Source organism: Candidatus Poribacteria bacterium, from assembly GCA_016866785.1.
GTDB lineage: Bacteria > Poribacteria > WGA-4E.
The window spans coordinates 17,574-34,165 of record VGLH01000033.1 but is presented as its reverse complement, the minus strand read 5'-3'; the positions used below and the strand labels follow the sequence as shown (position 1 = coordinate 34,165).

The following is a 16,592-nucleotide window of genomic DNA, read 5'->3' as shown; positions in this document are numbered from 1 at the left end:
GTCGGACTCCTTCAGCTCTCGGCAGATGCGATTGCCCTGTATGGCGTCGAGACCGGTCTCCCGAGCGCGCGCATCCGCGCGGTCGCGGTCGCCCCCGATGGGCGTGTGTGGGCTGGCAGCGACGGAACGCGCGGCGGGCTCGCCATCCCAGAAGGTGAGACGTTCCGTACGCTCCGAGCCGCCAACGGAATCGGCGAGAGCAACGAGGTCTACTCGATTGCCTTCGACTCGCGAGGTCGCGCTTGGGTCGGCACCGGAATCCTGCGCGACCCCCCGGATGACGTAGACATCCTTGGAGGCGTAGCGCGGTTCGACGGCGCGACGTGGCGCTACTGGCGCACGGGGAGCACGCCCGTGGCAATCGCAGAAGACGTGCGCGGAACCGTATGGATCGGCACGAAACGCCGCGGCTTGCTGAGGTTAGACGGCGACGAGTTCATCGAGGAGCCCTTGCCCGTCGGGTCCGAGGTCCGCGCGATCCTGGCTGATGGACGAGGCTGGCTTTGGGTGGGTACCTCAGACGGCCTCTTTGCCCGCGTAGGCGGCGAATGGCGCGAGTACAGCCGCGCCGACGGCTTGCCCGGCAACTCGGTGCGCGCTCTGATCGAGGACAGCACGGACGGCACGGTATGGGCAGCCCTCGACGAAGGCATCGCGCACTGGGACCCGATCCGGCAGTGGAGCCAATTCACAGCCGCCGACGGCGTCCCTTCTACTGGAGTCCTGTCCGTCGCTCAGTCGGTGAACGGCGACCTCTGGTTCAGCGGGATCGGGGATTCAGGACTACTCCGACACCGAGCATCCACCTCATTGCCGCAGACGAGACTGCTCGAAGCACCGCGCGGGATCATCGGCGAGACTGCGACGCGCATCTCTTTCACCGGCGGCGACGTGACGACCCCGCCCGACCAGATTCGGTACGCCATCCGTCTCGACGGCGGCGCGTGGTCCGCGCCTCAGGCGGAGCCGAGCGTATTTCTGTCCGGCTTGGCGCCTGGTCGCCCGATCCTCTTCGAAGTCGCAGCGGTGAACCGTGACGGCATGGCGGATCCCACGCCTGCACGGACGGTGTTTTACGCCGACGTATCGCCGCCGTACGCGGAGATCGCGTTCCCATCCGGCGGAAGCCACGTCGCCGGCGTTGTGCAACTCCGGGGGAGGGCGTACGACGAGACGGACTTCGAGGGCTACATGGTCCGGATCCCGGGCGCGAACCCGGTTCAGTCGGATCGAGCGGTGCGGGACGGCGTGCTCGCCGAGTGGGACACCCGGAACGTCGAGGACGGGGAGTACGAGTTGTCTTTGGCGGTCTGGGATCGGCTCGATGGACCCAACGATGTCCGCCATGAGCGGTCGCGCGTGCTGTCGCTGGTCGTAGACAACACGATCCCGGTGGTGACGCTGGAGCCGATGGTGTCGCCGGTATCGGGACGCGTCCTCGTCCGAGCGGAGCTCGTGGACGCCAACCTGTCGTCATACCGCGTCGAATACCGTACCAGCGCGGACGGGGCATGGCGCAACATCGAAGCGGGCGACCTGCCACTCGGAGCCGGCGGTCGTGCATCCATCGCAGCCAGTTGGGACACCACCCCGCTGGACGCGTCCGTCGAGGTGCGCGTCGTGGCGCACGATCTGGCGGGCAACGCGGGGCAAGCGTCGCAGGGCCTCGCTGCGTCGAACCCAGGGGCTCGTCCGATCGTGCAGGTCTCCGCGCCCGCATCTGACAGCGTACTGAGCGGCGTGGTGCGCGTCGTCGGCACCGCGTCGGACGAGACGCTCGTCGGGTTCGTGGTCGAGGCGCGTCGCAGTGCGTCCGAGCCGTGGGCAGGCGTCGGATTCGGTTCCGCCGCTGTTACCGGAGGCGTGCTGTCGGAGTGGGACACGACGCGCGTGGCGGACGGCACCTACGAGTTGCGGGTCCGCGCGATCGATGACGCGGGCTACGAGACCATTGCGCCGGTTCCGCCACTCGTCATCCGCATCGACAACACGCCGCCGATTCTCGTGTCGTTTCCTCTCCCGTCACCAGCACAGCTCTACTCGGGACGCGGCACAATCCCGATTGAAGCCGTCATACGCGACGACAGCCCAATCACATTCCGGTTCGAATACTCCACTTCGCTGACGCCGTCGGCGTCTGACTGGCTCCCGGCAGCGTCAGGTTCCGCCACGTCCGACGGCAGAGCATCCACGTTCTGGACTGTGCCGACACTGGACGGCGACGTCCTCCTGCGATTGCTGGCAACCGACGCCGCTGGACACGAGATGGCCCCGCAGGTCCGGCAGGTGTCGCTCGACGCAGCTCTGCCGAGGGCGCAGATCATCAGCCCGGAGGGTGGCGGCATCGTCACCGGCGTGGTGACCGTCGTCGGGACAGCCAGCGACAGCCACTTCGCCGAGTATCGACTGCTCTATGCCACGCCGGACGGCGTCGATCACCCGATCTCCGCGCGCACATCGGGCGACGGTGTAACCCAAGGGGTACTGGGGCAGTGGAACACCGAGGGCTCAGAGGGCCCGGTCTCGCTGCGATTGCGTGTTCGCGATGCGGTCGGTCTGGAGTCCGAGGCGGTGGTGGCACTCGCCGTCGACCGGAGTCGTCCTACGGCATCCCTTCGCTCGCCGGTTTCGGGCTCACAGGTGTCCGGCATCGTGACGATGGCGGGCACCGCCACGGATCGTCACTTCGCGTCGTATCGCATCGACTGGCGTCTCGCCGACGGGGAGACGTGGAACCCTGTCACGGATAGCGTTTCCACAGCCGTCATCGACGGGCGCCTCGCGTCGTGGGACACGACGGGAATCACCGGCAAAGCCATCGTGCGGCTTACGGCGACCGACGTCGTCGGACAGAGCGCCACGTCGATTGCCGCGGTCGATGTGGTCGCGCCCGTCGCGGCGGACGCCGGTGCGCGTCTCGTGAGCGCGGACGGAGTCGTCGCTCTGCGCGTGCCGCCGAAGTCGCTCTCGTCTTCTATCGCCATCACCATCAATCCCGCGCCCGTCGCGTCTGGCAACGCCTTGATGGTATACACTCTCTCGCCGGTCGATGCGTCGCTGGACTCTCGGAAGCCAGCGATGCTCGAGTTCCATCTGCCGCCCGATGCGCCGCTCGACAGCGCAATCGCGCGCTGGAACGCCGTGACGCAGGAATGGCAATGGCTCGGCGGAACCGTATCGGGAGGCGCGGTCCGAGCCAGCATATCCTCGTTCGGGACGTACGCCGTCCTGAACGGGGGGCGTACGCCGCCCATCTCCGGAGACGACGCCCTCCGGCTCCGCAGCCAACCGCGCGCGTTTTCACCATCCGGCGGGAACCTGCCGGGATCGACGGTCGTATCGTTCCGCCTGGCTAAGGAATCGCCGACGCGTATCCGCATCTACCACGGGAACGGCAGGCTCGTACGTCGGCTCCTCGATTCGGACCTGCGTCCTGGCGAACACGCAATCGACTGGGACGGCAAAGACGACGACGGAGATGTGGTCCCCAACGGAATCTACGTCGTGTACGTCGGAACGCGCTTTGCCGAGGCGACCCGCCTTGTGCTAGTTTGGGCTCCGTGACCCGTGGGCGACGCCTCGGGTCCGTTGCTGACCGCCGCTTCACCGTCGAGGAACGTCAGTGCGTCATTCCGCTACAGGCGCGTCGCGCTGGCTGCGATGCGTCCTGTGGTGCGTCGCGGTCTTGACGCATGCCGCGCCATTCGACGCCGAGTTCACGACAGGCGTGCGATCCATCGGCATGGGCGGCACAGGCGTCGCTGCGTCGCAATCGGCGAGCGACGTGGGTCACAATCCTGCAAGCATCGTCGATCTCGCCGAGTATTCGGCAGATGCGTCGACAGCCAACCGATTCGGGCTCATACGAACTCAGCACGCTGCCGGTGTCATGCCACTCTCGGAACGCCGGGCGCTTGGGATGGAATGGCTGCGAGTCGCCGCCGCTGACGACGAGATCCGGTTCGACCAAGACACAGCGCGACTTGCATACGGTCTCAAGCTACATGACAGGCTCGGAACCGGTGCGGGAATCAGTTTCCGGAGCGCGCGCGCGGCTATGGACGGCACAGACTTGGGAACCGCGACCGGTTGGAGCTCGGATGTCGGCGTCCGATTGCGTCTGGCAGATGGGATCATGGTTGCGGCGACTGCCCGCAACTGGATGTCGTTCCAGAATGGCAAATGGCTCCCGGGCGCCTGGGTCCGGCTGAGCGATGGCAAACCACGCCGAGCCTCGCCCCGTGTGGTGGTCTGGGGTGCGCAATACTCCACGGACTTCCTGACGGTCGAGTTGGACGTTGGCGGGGGCATTCGTTCCGGGCTCGAAATGACGCCGATTCGGGGGGTCGCCATACGCGCTGGCGTCTCCGTGCCCGACTGGCGAAGGGATAGACCGACAATGTCTATCGGCGCCGCTTACCGCCGCGCATGGGGCGAGTTGGCAGCCGCCGTCACTCTCTCGCCGGACCTGGGTCCGACGACCTACGCGGGACTGGCGGTCAGCGCTCCGTACCGCGTCCCTCCCGTTGAGATCGAGCGAATCGAGTTCGCGGAACTGTATCCAGCCCTCACCGAGCACTACGCGATGCCCTCTGGCGATCTGTCGAGCGAGCGGCTGGACACGGATGCGCCATTGGCTGCTCTCCAACTCGATGACAGGCTCGGACGCCTCGTGCTTCGGAACGACGGCGACAAGCCGGTGCGAATCGCTGCCCGAGTGTGGATCGACGAGTTCACCAGTCGGTTGGGAACCGAGGTCGTCGATGGCGTCGTCATCGAGCCAGGCTCTCGGGTCATCGTCCCAATGCAGAAGCTTCTCCTCAGCCCACGAGCGATGGAGGTCCGCGCAGCACGACCTGTGGAAGTGCGTGTCGAAGTCGCAGACGTTCAGAACACAGGACGACGGCGCGCCCTGGCACGGGCGAACGCCGTGCTCCACGGGAAGAACGAGCTGCTGATCGACGACATAGCGAAACTCGGCGTGTTCGTCACATCGACCGATCCGACGGTACGGCGGTTCGCTGAGTCCGTGCTCGCATCGGTTCCGCCAAACGGACTCGAACGACTGCCGACGAATATCGCGCGAGCCATCTCGGTCTCGTGCGCGCTACGGCGCCTGGCATACGGCAACGACCCCAATCTGCCTAGCGGCAGTGGCACGATTGATGCTATCAAATACCCAGCAGAGGTGCTCGGGGCCCTCGTTGCGGCACAGGCTGACGCCAGACCTGTAGGCGACTGCGACGATATGACTGTCCTCGTCGCGTCGCTGCTGGAGTCGGTCGGCGTTCGGACGGCGCTGATCCAGCAACGGGGACATGTGCTGATGGCTTTCGACCCGGGCGGGATCACGCTAGAGGAGGCGCAGGAGCGCAACGCGGATGCGCTCGTCGCGGCAGTCAACGGCTATGCGTGGATCCCATTGGAGACCACGCGGATCATGGACGGCTTCGCCGCTGCCTGGCGCGACGGCATCGCTCAGTTGCGCGAACCGGTATTGGGAAGCACAACGACCCGTGAGGCATGGGATCGATACGGCTCAGCCCGACCCGAGGTGTCTCCGGTGGCAGTCAGTGTCTCAAGTCGCGAACTGAAACGTTCGATCCGCGAGTGCTTAGATGATCCATGGCTCGTCGAAGCGGTGCGGTCGCTGCTAAACAGCGCACCGTGAGACGAGACGCAGAGGAAACGCCAATGAGGTCCGTCATCGCCCTTCTCGCAGCGTTCATCGTCACGTCAGCGCTGCGTGCAGACACGCTTCCCAAGGTTCTCTTCAGCTTCGGCCGGAACGAGGTGCTGCGTGAGGGCTCCAACCGCTGGACATTCATACGCGCGGGCGACAGCCTGGAATCCGCCGATCTGGTCCGAATGCCTCCTATGGCTCTGTTGAGGATCGCCGATGCCAACGGGCGTGGGCTCCCGCTGCTGACAGGAGCCCGGGAGTCGTCTGCGAAGGACCTGGTCAGCGAAGCGGCCGCACAAGTCGGTCGAACTCAGGGCAGGCGCATCGGTGCAGCAGCATCGGAGCCCGGTTCGGTGGACGCGCTGCCAGCCGGCGACCCGGTCCGCGGCGACTCCGACGACGACGAGCGCCCCATGTCTCGTGCAGAGGCAGGACGCTGGCTGCGATTCACGCCGTCTCCGAGCGCGTTGAGCCAGCGGCTCGCTCTTGAAGCATCGGAGAGGGCGGACGACAGCTTGACGTCGGATTCCATGTATCCGTCGTCGGTCTTCGCCAAGACGAGAGCTACCTTCGAGGCGGTTCGGGGGGCGACTGAGAACAGCAGTGGCGTTGGCGAATCGTTCGACGACGCGTATCTGCTGGTGAGTGTGCTCCAGCGTTTGGGGCTCCGTATCACGCGAGACATCGATGCGCGCCAGAGGCCCGTCGTCGTGATCGACCTGGGAGTTGTGTCCCGTTCCGCCAGCCAACTCACCGCCAACCAAGCGCTCTACCGGATCGGGGATGAAGACCGTCTATTGCTGCCTCTCTGCGCAACGCCCGCATCCAGGACCTTCTTGGAGGCGTGGTACGCCGAGGAACAGGTGACGGGGCGCCCCGTTCCAGCGCCGTGAACACCTCCGCGAGCGGCCGCTCTTCGGTCTCGCGTGAACGCCCGATCATCGGCAGGCAGGCAGCCACATGGCTGCTCGCATCCCTGATCCTGTGCGTGATGCTTGAGGCACTCGGGCTCTTGTCTCCGTTGGAGTACCGAGCTTACGACCTTCGGGCTCGTCTCAAGGCGAGACGTCCCGCCGCCGTCGCGCCAGACCTGGCGATTGTGACCATCGACGCCCGCAGCGAGGAGGCACTGGGGCCCTTCCCGTGGCCCCACCAGGTCTACTCGGCGTTGGTTTCCCGTCTGGAGTTCCTTGGCGCCAAGGGCGTCATGTTCGCGATCCAGTTCACGCGCGAAGACCCGACGGACGACGCTCTCACCCCCGGGGTTCCCCTTTTCATCGTTCGCCCGTACGCGTTCACGGATACTGCTTCGTCCAGGAAGCCGCCTCAAGTCGGCGAATGGCAGCGCGTGCCGACGGAGATGGCAGCCGGAGACCCCGTGACGTCGTTCAGCGCCATCGTGCTGAGCCGCGAGGACGGCGTCTATCGCCACGCGCAGGAGAAGGCGATCGATCGAGTGACCGGCGGGCCCGTCTACGGGCTGGAACTGCTGCTCGCATCGCGGGCTCGCGGCGTCCCACCCGAACAGCTCGCTCGACATCTCGACGACCGAGGACGCCTGCTGCTTTCGAGCGAAATGCCCGCTCTGCCGGCTCTGTCGTTCGTGGACGTCCTCAGCGAGAACGCCACGAGCGTCAGGAAGACCGTGGAAGATCGTTGGGTCCTCGTCGGCGTCGACGATTCCCCGACCGTTCCCAGTCTGCCGTCCCCATTCGGCAGACTCAACGCTCTGGAAGCTCGTGCCGTCGCGACCAACTCGCTTCTCGTTGACGAATCCAACCGCCCGTTGACGCCGCTGACGTCGATCTTCGCCATCGTCCTGTGGGCTGCGTTGAGCGCCACGGCGGTCTTCGGCATCCGCGCTTCGGCTCTCACGTCGCGACGCGTTCTCGTACTTGGCGGCGCGGCTGTCGCTGGTCACGTCCTCGTCGCCGTCGCGGCGTTCGAGATTTGGCGAGTCTGGATCCCCATCGTCGCACCGGTCGCGGTCATCGGGCTCTCGGCGCTCGTATGGGCGTTCGCGCTGGACGCCGCGCGACTCGAGGCGGCACATCTGCGCGCCGTGGCATCCGAGAGGGAAGCTGCATTCGGCGTCATGGCGGCGCAGGTCCGCCACGAAGTGCGCAACGTCCTCCAGTCGATCCGCGCTCCTGCCGACATCGTGCGCCGCAACTTCGAGCGAGGCGATCCGCTCGGGATGGCATCGAATCCTGACGCCATCTGCTCCGAGATGGACACGATCATCCGACGAACCCAGCGCCTGTCGGACATGGTGGACAATGATCTAGCTTACTTCGGCGGCGGACCCCCGGAGACAATGCCAGGCGACGCGTGGGAGGTGGCGGCGGAGGTCGCCGACAGCATGGAACCCGAGCTCGCTGAGCAGGGCGTATCGACTCGACGCATCGCCCCCCAGGATCGCGCCCTGGCGGACATCGACGGCGCGACGATGCGCGTCGTGTTCACGAACTTGATCCGGAACGCGATGCAGGCGATGCCCGAGGGTGGTATCCTCACTCTCGCCTACGCAGAGCCGACGGCTGGAACGGTCGCCATCCGCGTCACGGACACCGGCGTCGGCATCGAGGCTGATCGCTTGGCGCACGTGTTTGACGCGTTCCACACGACCAAAGCGCGCGGACTCGGTCTCGGTCTGCTGAACGCCAGGAACATCGTCACCGCGCACCGGGGCGATATTCGGGTGGAGAGCCGAATCGGGGCGGGCACGACGTTCGAGGTCGTGTTGCCGCGAGCACGCGCCGCTACGCAGTCCTGAAAGGCTCGCCGCCATCGCCCGTTCCATCACGAGATCACAAGGTCCAGCGCGATGTCAGCGTCGCGGATCCTCGTAGCCGACGACAACCACGACACCTGCCACTACATCGTTCAGTGTCTCCGCATGGAGACGGATCTGGATGTCAACGTCGAAATCGCCTACGACCGCGATTCAGCCCTCGCCAAACTGCGCGACGCTTCGACGCCCTTCGACGTCGTGATCGCCGACCTGTGGATGCCGGACTCCGCGAACGTTCGCGACGAGCACGGCGGTCTGCGTGTCCTGGACGCAGGGCGAGCGCAGACGCCGCCAGCCGACGTCCTGATCATCACCGGCAACAGCTCGGCGGACACCGCTCTGCGCGCCAGTCTCACCGGCGCACGCGACTATCTCATCAAGCCCATCGACGGCGATCGCCTCGTGGCGACACTCCGGGAAATCCTGAGCGAACGGCGCGCGCCGCGGGAGAGCGTGCCAGAGCCGGTCGACGGAGCCGAGACGCTCACGCCGATCATCGGAGCCAGTCCCGTCATGATCGAGGTGATGCGAACCATCGGACGCGTCGCCAGAACCGAGCTCGACCTGCTGATCGTCGGCGACAGCGGAACCGGGAAGGAGCTCGTCGCGAGAACGATCCATGCGAACAGCGCGCGCGCCAACGGTCCGTTCGTGCCGGTGAACTGCAGCGCGATCCCCGAACAACTCCTGGAAGCCGAGCTCTTCGGCATCGGCAGGCGCGTGGCGACGGAAGTGGATGCCCGACCCGGACGGTTCATGGAGGCGGAGGGAGGCACGCTCTTCCTCGATGAGATCGGGGAAGTGTCCCTCGACGTTCAGCCGAAGCTGCTCCGCGCCATCGAGCTCAAGGAGATCCAGAGAGTCGGCAGCGACGTCGCGAAAGCCGACGTCCGCATCATCGCGGCGACGAACCGCCAGCTCGCCGACGCCGTCGAGCTGGGCAGCTTCCGCCGAGACCTCTACTACCGCCTCACCGGAGCCGTCATCCGCGTTCCATCGCTCGAGGAGCGACGCGAGGACATCCCGCGTTTGGCGGAGCACTTTCTGCGGCTCTACGCGCGGAGAATCGGCAAATCGATTGCCGGCTTCGACGCGGACGCAATGCGTGAGCTCACGTCGCGCCGTTGGGATGGGAACGTCCGCGAGCTCGAGAACGCGGTCGAGATGGCGTGTGTCCGCGCTTCCGGTTCGATCATTCGAACCCAGGACATACCGGACGGCGAACATGCCCCGACCGGCAGGGCCGCCTCTGGGAACGGCATCGAGAGCTTCCTGGCGTCCATGTCGCGCCCATCGATGGAAGCCGCTACCGATGAGTTCCAGCGCCTCCTGATCGAGCACGTGCTGCGCCAGAACGGTGGGAACCGCACGCACGCCGCGCGACAGCTCGGAATCGGTCGAACGGCGCTCCACCGGAAGATGAAGCAGCTCGGCGTTCAGGACGATGGGCGCGACTAGCCCGCCAACTCTCGCCGTACGATGCTCGCACCATCGACCATAGCTCGGAGCTTCCGCAGAGCCGCCCATCGTGCCGTCTGCGACAGACCGCAGTCTGGAACCAGCGTGAGGCGCTCCGGCGCAACGTGCTCCAACAGCAATCGCGTCCGTGTCGCGATCTCCTCCGCTGGCTCGATCCACAGGTTCTTCACATCGACGACGCCCACGGCGACGTCTCGGTCCTGCGCGATCTCCCGGAGCAGGTCGAGCTCGACGAACTCCCGCGACGCGAACTCGAGCACGAACTGGCCGACGCGCATGTCCATCGCCGCCGGGAAGAGGGCGCGATAGCGCCGCCGCCCAACCGCGCGGGCCCGGTAGTTCCCGAAGCAGAGGTGTGTCGCGATACGCGCCTGAACGCCATCGACCGTGCGGTTGAACACATCGACGTATTCGGCGATCCGTTCCGGGTACACGCTGAACGACGGCTCGTCGATTTGGAGGAAGTCCGCCCCAGCCGCGACGAGCTGCAGCGCCTCGGACCGGACGATGGGAATGAGCGCCTCGGTGAGCGCCATGCGATCCGGGTAGCGCGTGCAGGGCTCCAGCCGCCCCGCCAGCGTGAACGGTCCCGGCAGCGTCGCCTTGACGTCGGTCCGGGCAATCGACTTGAGATAGCGGAAGTCCTCGACGACGCCCAGCCCACCGTGCGCGGCGAGCTCGCCGACCACGCGGTACTTCCCGCGTTGGTCGTGCGCCGGCACGCCAAGCTGACGCGCCGTCGGAATCGGCTCGATGTTGTCGAGGAAGCTGTAGAACCCCAGGTTGAAGTCGAGCCGACTCATCTCGCCGTCCGTGATGACATCGAGTCCCGCCCGGTGCTGATCCTCGACGGCGACGGTGATCGCGTCTTGAACCAGTTCGCGGACATCTTCGGACCCCAGTTCGCCTCGCTGCGCGGCGGCGTCGCCGAGAAACAGCCACCCAGGGAACGCATGGCTTCCGACCACCGACGTCGTGATGAGACGACTCATTGAGACTCCTCGGTGAGATGACGGGGCAACTGACCGTCCGATACGGACCAGCCGCCGTCGACGGTGAGCACGATGCCTGTGACGAACGCGGACTCGTCTGACGCCAGATAGAGCGCCGCATACGCGCAATCGAGCGCGGTCCCCAGAGCACCCGTCAACGGCTGCTTCGTGCGGATGTACTCCAGAACACCCGCGTCCGACTGAGCGCGTCCGCTCATCGGCGTCGCGATGAGCGCGGGCGCGAGCACGTTCACCCGGATCCGATGGCGGGCATAGTAGCTCGCCATCGAGCGGCTAAGCGAGAGGATCGCGCCCTTGCTCGCGGCATATGCGTGCGTGCCGAACAGGTCCGGCGCGGGCGACGACGCCAGGACCGACGACGTGTTGATGATGCTTCCGCCGCCGTTTTCCAGCATCGAGCGCGCCGCCTCGCGGCACATGAGGAACATGCTCCGCGTGTTGGCGTTCATCACGGTGTCCCAGCCGTCGTCGCTGCATTCGTGGATGGGACCGTCACCGTACCGCCTGCCGCTGATGCCCGCTACGTTCAGCACGACATCGGGCGACCCGTACAGCTCTCGTGCGCGAGCGAACAGGAGGCGTACGTCGTCTGCTCGCGTCACATCCGCCTCGGCGTACCGCGCGGCGCCGCCGAGCGCCCGAATCTCCGACGCAGCCTGCTCACCGACATCCGCCCGACGACCCGCGATCACAACGCGAGCCCCTTCGACGGCGAAGAGCTCGGCAGACGCCCTGCCGATCCCGGTTCCGCCGCCGGTCACGATGGCGACTTTGCCGTCGAGTCTGCCCATACGCGGAACCATCCCAGACTAGCGAAGACCGGAGTGGGGAACCTTCAGAAGCGGAGCCACGGGCCCGGACCGACGACACCCCTGCGAGGCGATGCCGGCGCGTCGGTCGCCTCCAAGCGATACGAAGCCAGCGATGCCAGTATGCGCGCCGTCTGCCCGGCTCGCGTCTGTTCCTGTTCCAGCTTGACGATGCCGACGTCGGGCGCGAGCCACTTGCGGCTCACCGTCTTGTCGAGTTGTTCGCCGATGAGCGTCCACTCGAACGTCTCTTCGACCTGGAAGACGTGCTCGAAGGTGCCGGCGGGCGTTGTCAGCGAGGACTCATCCACGACGCGGTACGACGCCTTGCCTTCGCCGATGAAGAAGCCATCGGGGAGGTAGCCCTTGAACTTGGTGCTCCACTTCTTGCCGGGAATCAAGGGGAACCGGTAGAGCGGCAGCCACGGATCGAAGATGAGCGTCTCCGGCGATCCGAACACGACGTTCACCGCGTGCTGATCAACGCCGTTTCCGTCGGCGGCGCGACCGACATACGAGTAGTTCGCGATGCCTTCCGGCACGCCGGGATCGCTCGTCGTCGTCTCCAGAACGTAGCTCGTCACGTCCGTGTGCTCGATCTGGATCGTGTCGATCAGTCGGAAGTCGACCGTGTTCCCGGAGCCGTCGATGTAGTGCCATTCGTTGCCGACGGCGAGCGGATAGTAGTTCCCTGGTCGCGGCTCCCACACGAGGACGTCGAGGCTCTTCGCGTCCGACGCCGAACCATCGGAGGCGAACAACGTGATTCGATAGGTTCCCTCGGTGTCCGGGACGATCCAGTAGGCGACGCCGCCCCGCATCGAGATCGAGCCGCCCGTCGTCTCCCATCTGAGGGACACCGGGTCGCCGTCCACGTCCTCGACGTTGTACCGGACAGGCACGACGTCACCGGGCGCCGGGTTCTCCGGCACGACGGTCAGCGAGAGGACGTTCGGGGCGTGGTTCGACGGGCCCGCGTCGTCGCCGCACCCGATAGCCTCCATCCCCGCCAGGATGATCGCAGCGACCAGACTCAGCGTCCGCGCGTCCATCCGTCGCCTGAGAGTACGCATCCCCACCTCTCCGTCTTGAACCGGGATCGGTGCACTGCCCGTGAAACGGACTCCGCAATACGTCTGGTTACCATCACGCAGAACGAGCCGACGTCGCGGGCGTCAGAAGCTACTATTACGCGGGAGCCCATTCGTACCTGCGGTCGATCCCGAGGAGTAAGACGGCTTGCCGATCGTTCGCCCTTTCCGAGGACTGAGGTACACGCGCGCCGCCGGAGAGCTCGCGCATGTCGTCGCCCCGCCCTACGACATCATATCCGAAGATGCGCGTCGCGCGCTGCACGAGCGGAGCCCCCACAACATCGTCCGCATCGAGCTGGGATACGACGCGCCGGATCGCGACCGTTACGCCGAGTCGGCTCGCCTGCTAAGGGACTGGCAGACATCCGGCGTGCTGGCGATGGATCCAACGGCGTCATTCTACCTGCACGAGCAGACGTTCCTTCTGCCGCCGGGCGTCCGTGGGGTCCATGTCAGCGAGCGACGCTCGCGGCTGGCACTGCATGCCGCCGTAGGGCTCGTGCCGTGGTCGCAGGGCTCCATTCTGCCTCACGAAAGAACGCTGAGCGCCGCAAAAGAGGACCGCCTGCGCCTCATCTCGACGTGCCAGGCGAATGTGTCGCCGGTGTTCGGGATCGCGTCCGATCCGGCTGGGGCGCTCGAACGAGCTTTGCGTGAGATGAAGGACCGCGCGACGCCTCTCGGAGTCGTCTCGGACGGTGGTGGACAGGAGCACCGTCTCTGGTCGATCACGGAACCGGACGACATCGCGCGCATCGAAGCTGCGCTCGCCGCCGACACGATCACCATCGCGGACGGACACCATCGGTACGAGACCTCGTTGGCGTACCGAGACGCGGCGCGGCAACGCTCAGCCGGTTGGTCCGACGATCACCCAGCCAACAGCGTCCTGATGGCGATTGTCTCCGCCCATTCAGACGCCTTGGCGATTCTGCCCATCCACCGGGTCATCGCGGGCGTCGACCGAGCTCGGCGCGACGCGCTCTCCAGGAGCTTGGCGGAAGCGTTTGACGTGGAGCACGTCCCTCTGCGACAAGGAACCCCCGCCGACCTGGACGCGCTGCTGTCGCGCCTTGCGTCCGAACCGGATACGCAGTTCGCCGTCTACATCGGCGGAGACACTGCCTACGCGCTGCGGCTGCGCCACGCGGGCGACTCGAGCCCCGTCGGCTCACTGGGCGTCACGCGGCTCCACACGCATGTCCTGCGCGATCTGCTGGAGATCGACACGGATACCCACACCGGTCAGTCGCGCGTCTCGTATACGACCGCCGCCGACGAAGCGACAGGAGCCGTTCGCGCGGGCAGAGCCGACCTCGCCGTGCTCATGCAGGGGTGCACCATGCGGCACATCGAGCGAGTCGCCCGCGCTGGGGAAACGATGCCGCAGAAGTCCACTTACTTCTACCCGAAGCTGCCGACCGGGCTCGTGCTTCGACGGATCGACGACGCCGGATCGTGACGGCTGGCAGCGCCGTCATCGCCGCCGCTTCGACAAGCCCACCTTCGCCTCCTCAATCGCCGCCCGGTTCCGCTCGACGCTCAGCGTGCCACGGCTCGCAGCACCGGCTGGGTAGTAACGCTGTCCGTACATCGGATAACACTCGCTCCGCAGATGAGCCAGCATCTGGTGTCCCTGGCGCACCTGCCGTTCGTGTCGCAGTGCCGTGATGTCAACTGGCGCGACCACGATCGCTTCGCCGGATCCCGGTTCCGCCTGAGCCAGCAGACGACCCTCGAAGTCGACGATCATGCTGCCTCCGGGCCACGAGAACGGCGGATAGTGCCTCAACGCCGCTCCCTGGTTCGCCGCTACGACGTAGGCGGTGTTCTCGAGCGCCCGGCAGCGGTTGACGACCGTCCACCAGTCCATAGGCGGCGTCGCGCCCCATGGATCCATGTATGCGGAAACGCGGATCAGGACCTCGGCGCCGTTGGCGGCGAGTTGGCGTATAGCTTCCGGGAACAGCCAGTCGTAGCAGATCGCCGCGCCGATTCTGCCGATGGGTGTGTCGGCGACTGGAAAGATGGGATCGTCGAAGTCCGATATGTCGTGGGGACTGGCGTGCACCTCCCACGGAATCCACGGATTCACCTTGCGGTACTTGTACAAGATGCCCTCGGGACCGATCAGGCAGGTCGTGTTCAGCACGACGTCGGTCCAGCGATCCGTCCGCTCCAGGAACGTCCCGGTCTGGATGTAGATGTCGTACTCCCGCGCCAGCGCGACATACCGTTCCGTGTGCTCGTTGGGAATGGTCACCGCGAGCTTGTCGAGCAGTTCCGACACGGTCGCATAGATGGGCGCGGCGTGACCGAATTCCGGGAACGCGACCAGGCGCACCGGCAGGAACGGCGAGTAGCCTTCGACTGCCATCCGCACCATGTCCACCATGCGCGACGTGTTCCTCGCGATGTCGGACCGATGCTCCGGGTTCGGCTGGTCGACCTGGCACGCTGCCGCTGCGTAACGGATCGGCTCCAACAGCGATCTCCTGCCGCGAATGGCTCCACAATGTCGCCGTCGTTGCGGCGTACCGGCGGCGCGGATACACTGCATTCTAGCATCGCGGGGGACCGTCCACGAGCCGGTGCTGGAGCCGTAGCCGCTGAATGCCTCTTCGGGGACACAACATGCCGAACTACGCCACCGATCCGCATCGAGTTCTCTGGCTCTCGCCCGGAACCGTCGCCGTCGAGCCGTTCGAACCGAGGGAGCCCGGCGACGGCGAAGTGCTCGTCCGGTCGGAAGTCAGCCTCATCAGCCCCGGCACTGAGCGCGCATTTCTGCTCTCGCTCGACAACGCCAAGGGCACGTTTCCCTCGACCGGCGGATATAGCCTCGTAGGAACCGTCATCGCCCAAGGGAAGGGCGTAACGAAGCCTGCAGTCGGCGCTCGGATCGTGTGTGCATCGTCGCATGCGAGCCACGCGACGGTCCGCGCGGAGCGATGCGTCGAAGTGCCGTCGGAGCTTCCATCGGAGACCGCCGCCTTCTTCAACCTGATGGCGATTGCGATGCAAGGCATCCGCAAGGCGCGGATCGAGATCGGCGAATCGGTTGTCGTGTTCGGAGCCGGGCTCATCGGTCAGTGCGCCATGCAACTCGCGCGCGCCTCAGGAGCGACGCCGGTCGTCGCGCTCGACCTCGATGCGGGTCGGCGCGAACACGCGGCGCACGTCAGCGCCGACATCGCGATGGACCCCAAGGCAGACGGCTTCGAGTCCTCGCTGCTCGACCGCGTGCGGTCGTCCGCCAATCCGCCTAATGGCGCGCCACAGGTCGTGATCGAGGCGACGGGCTATCCCGATGCCATCCTCGGCGCGATGTCCGTCGCCGGTTGGATGGCTCGTGTCGTGCTCCTCGGCAGCACGCGAGGCGAGACCGAGCGCGTCAACTTCTACCGCGACGTGCACAAGAAGGGGCTCGTTCTTCTGGGAGCCCACGCCTCGAGCATTCCGGGCTCCGAATCTCATCCCGGACACTGGACCTGGGTCGCGAACGTGCAGCTCATTCTGCGTCTGCTCGCGGCGGGTCGGCTGAACGTCACCGATCTCATCACCGACCGCGTGGCGGCGGAAAACGCTCCATCGGTCTACGCGAAGATCGCCGCATGGCAGCCGTCCGTGCTCGGAGCGATCCTAAACTGGGCGTGATGCTCCCGGCACACGATCCATGGGTCGGCATCGTGCCGCAATCGTGGCTTGGCTTCCTGTTGG

General features: G+C 66.1%; 11 protein-coding genes. 7 read left to right on the top strand and 4 right to left on the bottom strand.

Going from position 1 to position 16,592, the window contains the following annotated elements:
• The 5 genes from FJZ36_06800 to FJZ36_06780 all read left to right on the top strand — a co-directional run.
• A partial coding sequence (locus tag FJZ36_06800) for a hypothetical protein (protein MBM3214606.1) occupies positions 1 to 3,564 on the top strand: 3,564 nt, incomplete at its 5' end.
• Between the two features lie 58 nt (positions 3,565 to 3,622).
• A complete protein-coding gene (locus tag FJZ36_06795) occupies positions 3,623 to 5,671 on the top strand; it encodes a hypothetical protein (protein ID MBM3214605.1) in 2,049 nt (682 codons plus the stop codon).
• A 23-nt stretch (positions 5,672 to 5,694) separates the two neighbouring features.
• Positions 5,695 to 6,576: a hypothetical protein gene (locus tag FJZ36_06790; GenBank protein MBM3214604.1), complete on the top strand. Its 882-nt coding sequence runs from the start codon at positions 5,695 to 5,697 to the stop codon at positions 6,574 to 6,576.
• Positions 6,577 to 6,674: 98 nt separating this feature from the next.
• Positions 6,675 to 8,459: a CHASE2 domain-containing protein gene (locus tag FJZ36_06785; GenBank protein MBM3214603.1), complete on the top strand. Its 1,785-nt coding sequence runs from the start codon at positions 6,675 to 6,677 to the stop codon at positions 8,457 to 8,459.
• A gap of 51 nt (positions 8,460 to 8,510) precedes the next feature.
• On the top strand, positions 8,511 to 9,935 hold the full coding sequence (locus tag FJZ36_06780) for a sigma-54-dependent Fis family transcriptional regulator (protein ID MBM3214602.1): 1,425 nt from the start codon (positions 8,511 to 8,513) through the stop codon (positions 9,933 to 9,935).
• Here FJZ36_06780 and FJZ36_06775 read toward each other — a convergent pair.
• Genes FJZ36_06775 through FJZ36_06765 form a run of 3 tightly spaced genes read right to left on the bottom strand, consistent with a single transcriptional unit; the run spans position 9,932 to position 12,851 of the window.
• Complete coding sequence (locus FJZ36_06775) at positions 9,932 to 10,948, bottom strand: methionine synthase (GenBank protein MBM3214601.1); 1,017 nt, start codon at positions 10,946 to 10,948, stop codon at positions 9,932 to 9,934. The two genes, FJZ36_06780 and FJZ36_06775, sit on opposite strands and share 4 nt — an antisense overlap.
• Complete coding sequence (locus tag FJZ36_06770) at positions 10,945 to 11,772, bottom strand: SDR family oxidoreductase (protein MBM3214600.1); 828 nt, start codon at positions 11,770 to 11,772, stop codon at positions 10,945 to 10,947. The genes FJZ36_06775 and FJZ36_06770 overlap by 4 nt, the downstream gene beginning before the upstream one ends.
• A gap of 32 nt (positions 11,773 to 11,804) precedes the next feature.
• Positions 11,805 to 12,851, bottom strand: a complete 1,047-nt coding sequence (locus tag FJZ36_06765) for a hypothetical protein (GenBank protein ID MBM3214599.1) — start codon at positions 12,849 to 12,851, stop codon at positions 11,805 to 11,807.
• Positions 12,852 to 13,017: 166 nt separating this feature from the next.
• On the opposite strand from FJZ36_06765, the gene FJZ36_06760 reads away from it, so the two are divergent.
• The gene (locus tag FJZ36_06760) at positions 13,018 to 14,334 is read left to right on the top strand and encodes a DUF1015 domain-containing protein (GenBank protein MBM3214598.1); all 1,317 of its coding nucleotides are present in this window, start codon (positions 13,018 to 13,020) and stop codon (positions 14,332 to 14,334) included.
• Positions 14,335 to 14,349: 15 nt separating this feature from the next.
• Here the strand turns inward: FJZ36_06760 and FJZ36_06755 are convergent, their stop codons facing one another.
• Positions 14,350 to 15,432, bottom strand: a complete 1,083-nt coding sequence (locus FJZ36_06755) for a nitrilase (protein MBM3214597.1) — start codon at positions 15,430 to 15,432, stop codon at positions 14,350 to 14,352.
• A 53-nt stretch (positions 15,433 to 15,485) separates the two neighbouring features.
• Here FJZ36_06755 and FJZ36_06750 point away from each other — a divergent pair, with 53 nt between their 5' ends.
• The gene (locus FJZ36_06750; protein MBM3214596.1) at positions 15,486 to 16,529 is read left to right on the top strand and encodes a zinc-binding alcohol dehydrogenase; all 1,044 of its coding nucleotides are present in this window, start codon (positions 15,486 to 15,488) and stop codon (positions 16,527 to 16,529) included.
• Positions 16,530 to 16,592: the final 63 nt, after the last annotated feature.

What these genes read in the sequence shown, in the direction of transcription:
- FJZ36_06790 (MBM3214604.1), top strand. Translation starts at nt 5,695, where the DNA reads ATGAGGTCCGTCATCGCCCTTCTCGCAGCGTTCATCGTCACGTCAGCG.
- FJZ36_06785 (MBM3214603.1), top strand. Translation starts at nt 6,675, where the DNA reads ATGCTTGAGGCACTCGGGCTCTTGTCTCCGTTGGAGTACCGAGCTTAC.
- FJZ36_06780 (MBM3214602.1), top strand. Translation starts at nt 8,511, where the DNA reads ATGTCAGCGTCGCGGATCCTCGTAGCCGACGACAACCACGACACCTGC.
- FJZ36_06775 (MBM3214601.1), bottom strand. Translation starts at nt 10,948, where the DNA reads ATGAGTCGTCTCATCACGACGTCGGTGGTCGGAAGCCATGCGTTCCCT.
- FJZ36_06770 (MBM3214600.1), bottom strand. Translation starts at nt 11,772, where the DNA reads ATGGTTCCGCGTATGGGCAGACTCGACGGCAAAGTCGCCATCGTGACC.
- FJZ36_06765 (MBM3214599.1), bottom strand. Translation starts at nt 12,851, where the DNA reads ATGCGTACTCTCAGGCGACGGATGGACGCGCGGACGCTGAGTCTGGTC.
- FJZ36_06755 (MBM3214597.1), bottom strand. Translation starts at nt 15,432, where the DNA reads ATGCAGTGTATCCGCGCCGCCGGTACGCCGCAACGACGGCGACATTGT.
- FJZ36_06750 (MBM3214596.1), top strand. Translation starts at nt 15,486, where the DNA reads ATGCCTCTTCGGGGACACAACATGCCGAACTACGCCACCGATCCGCAT.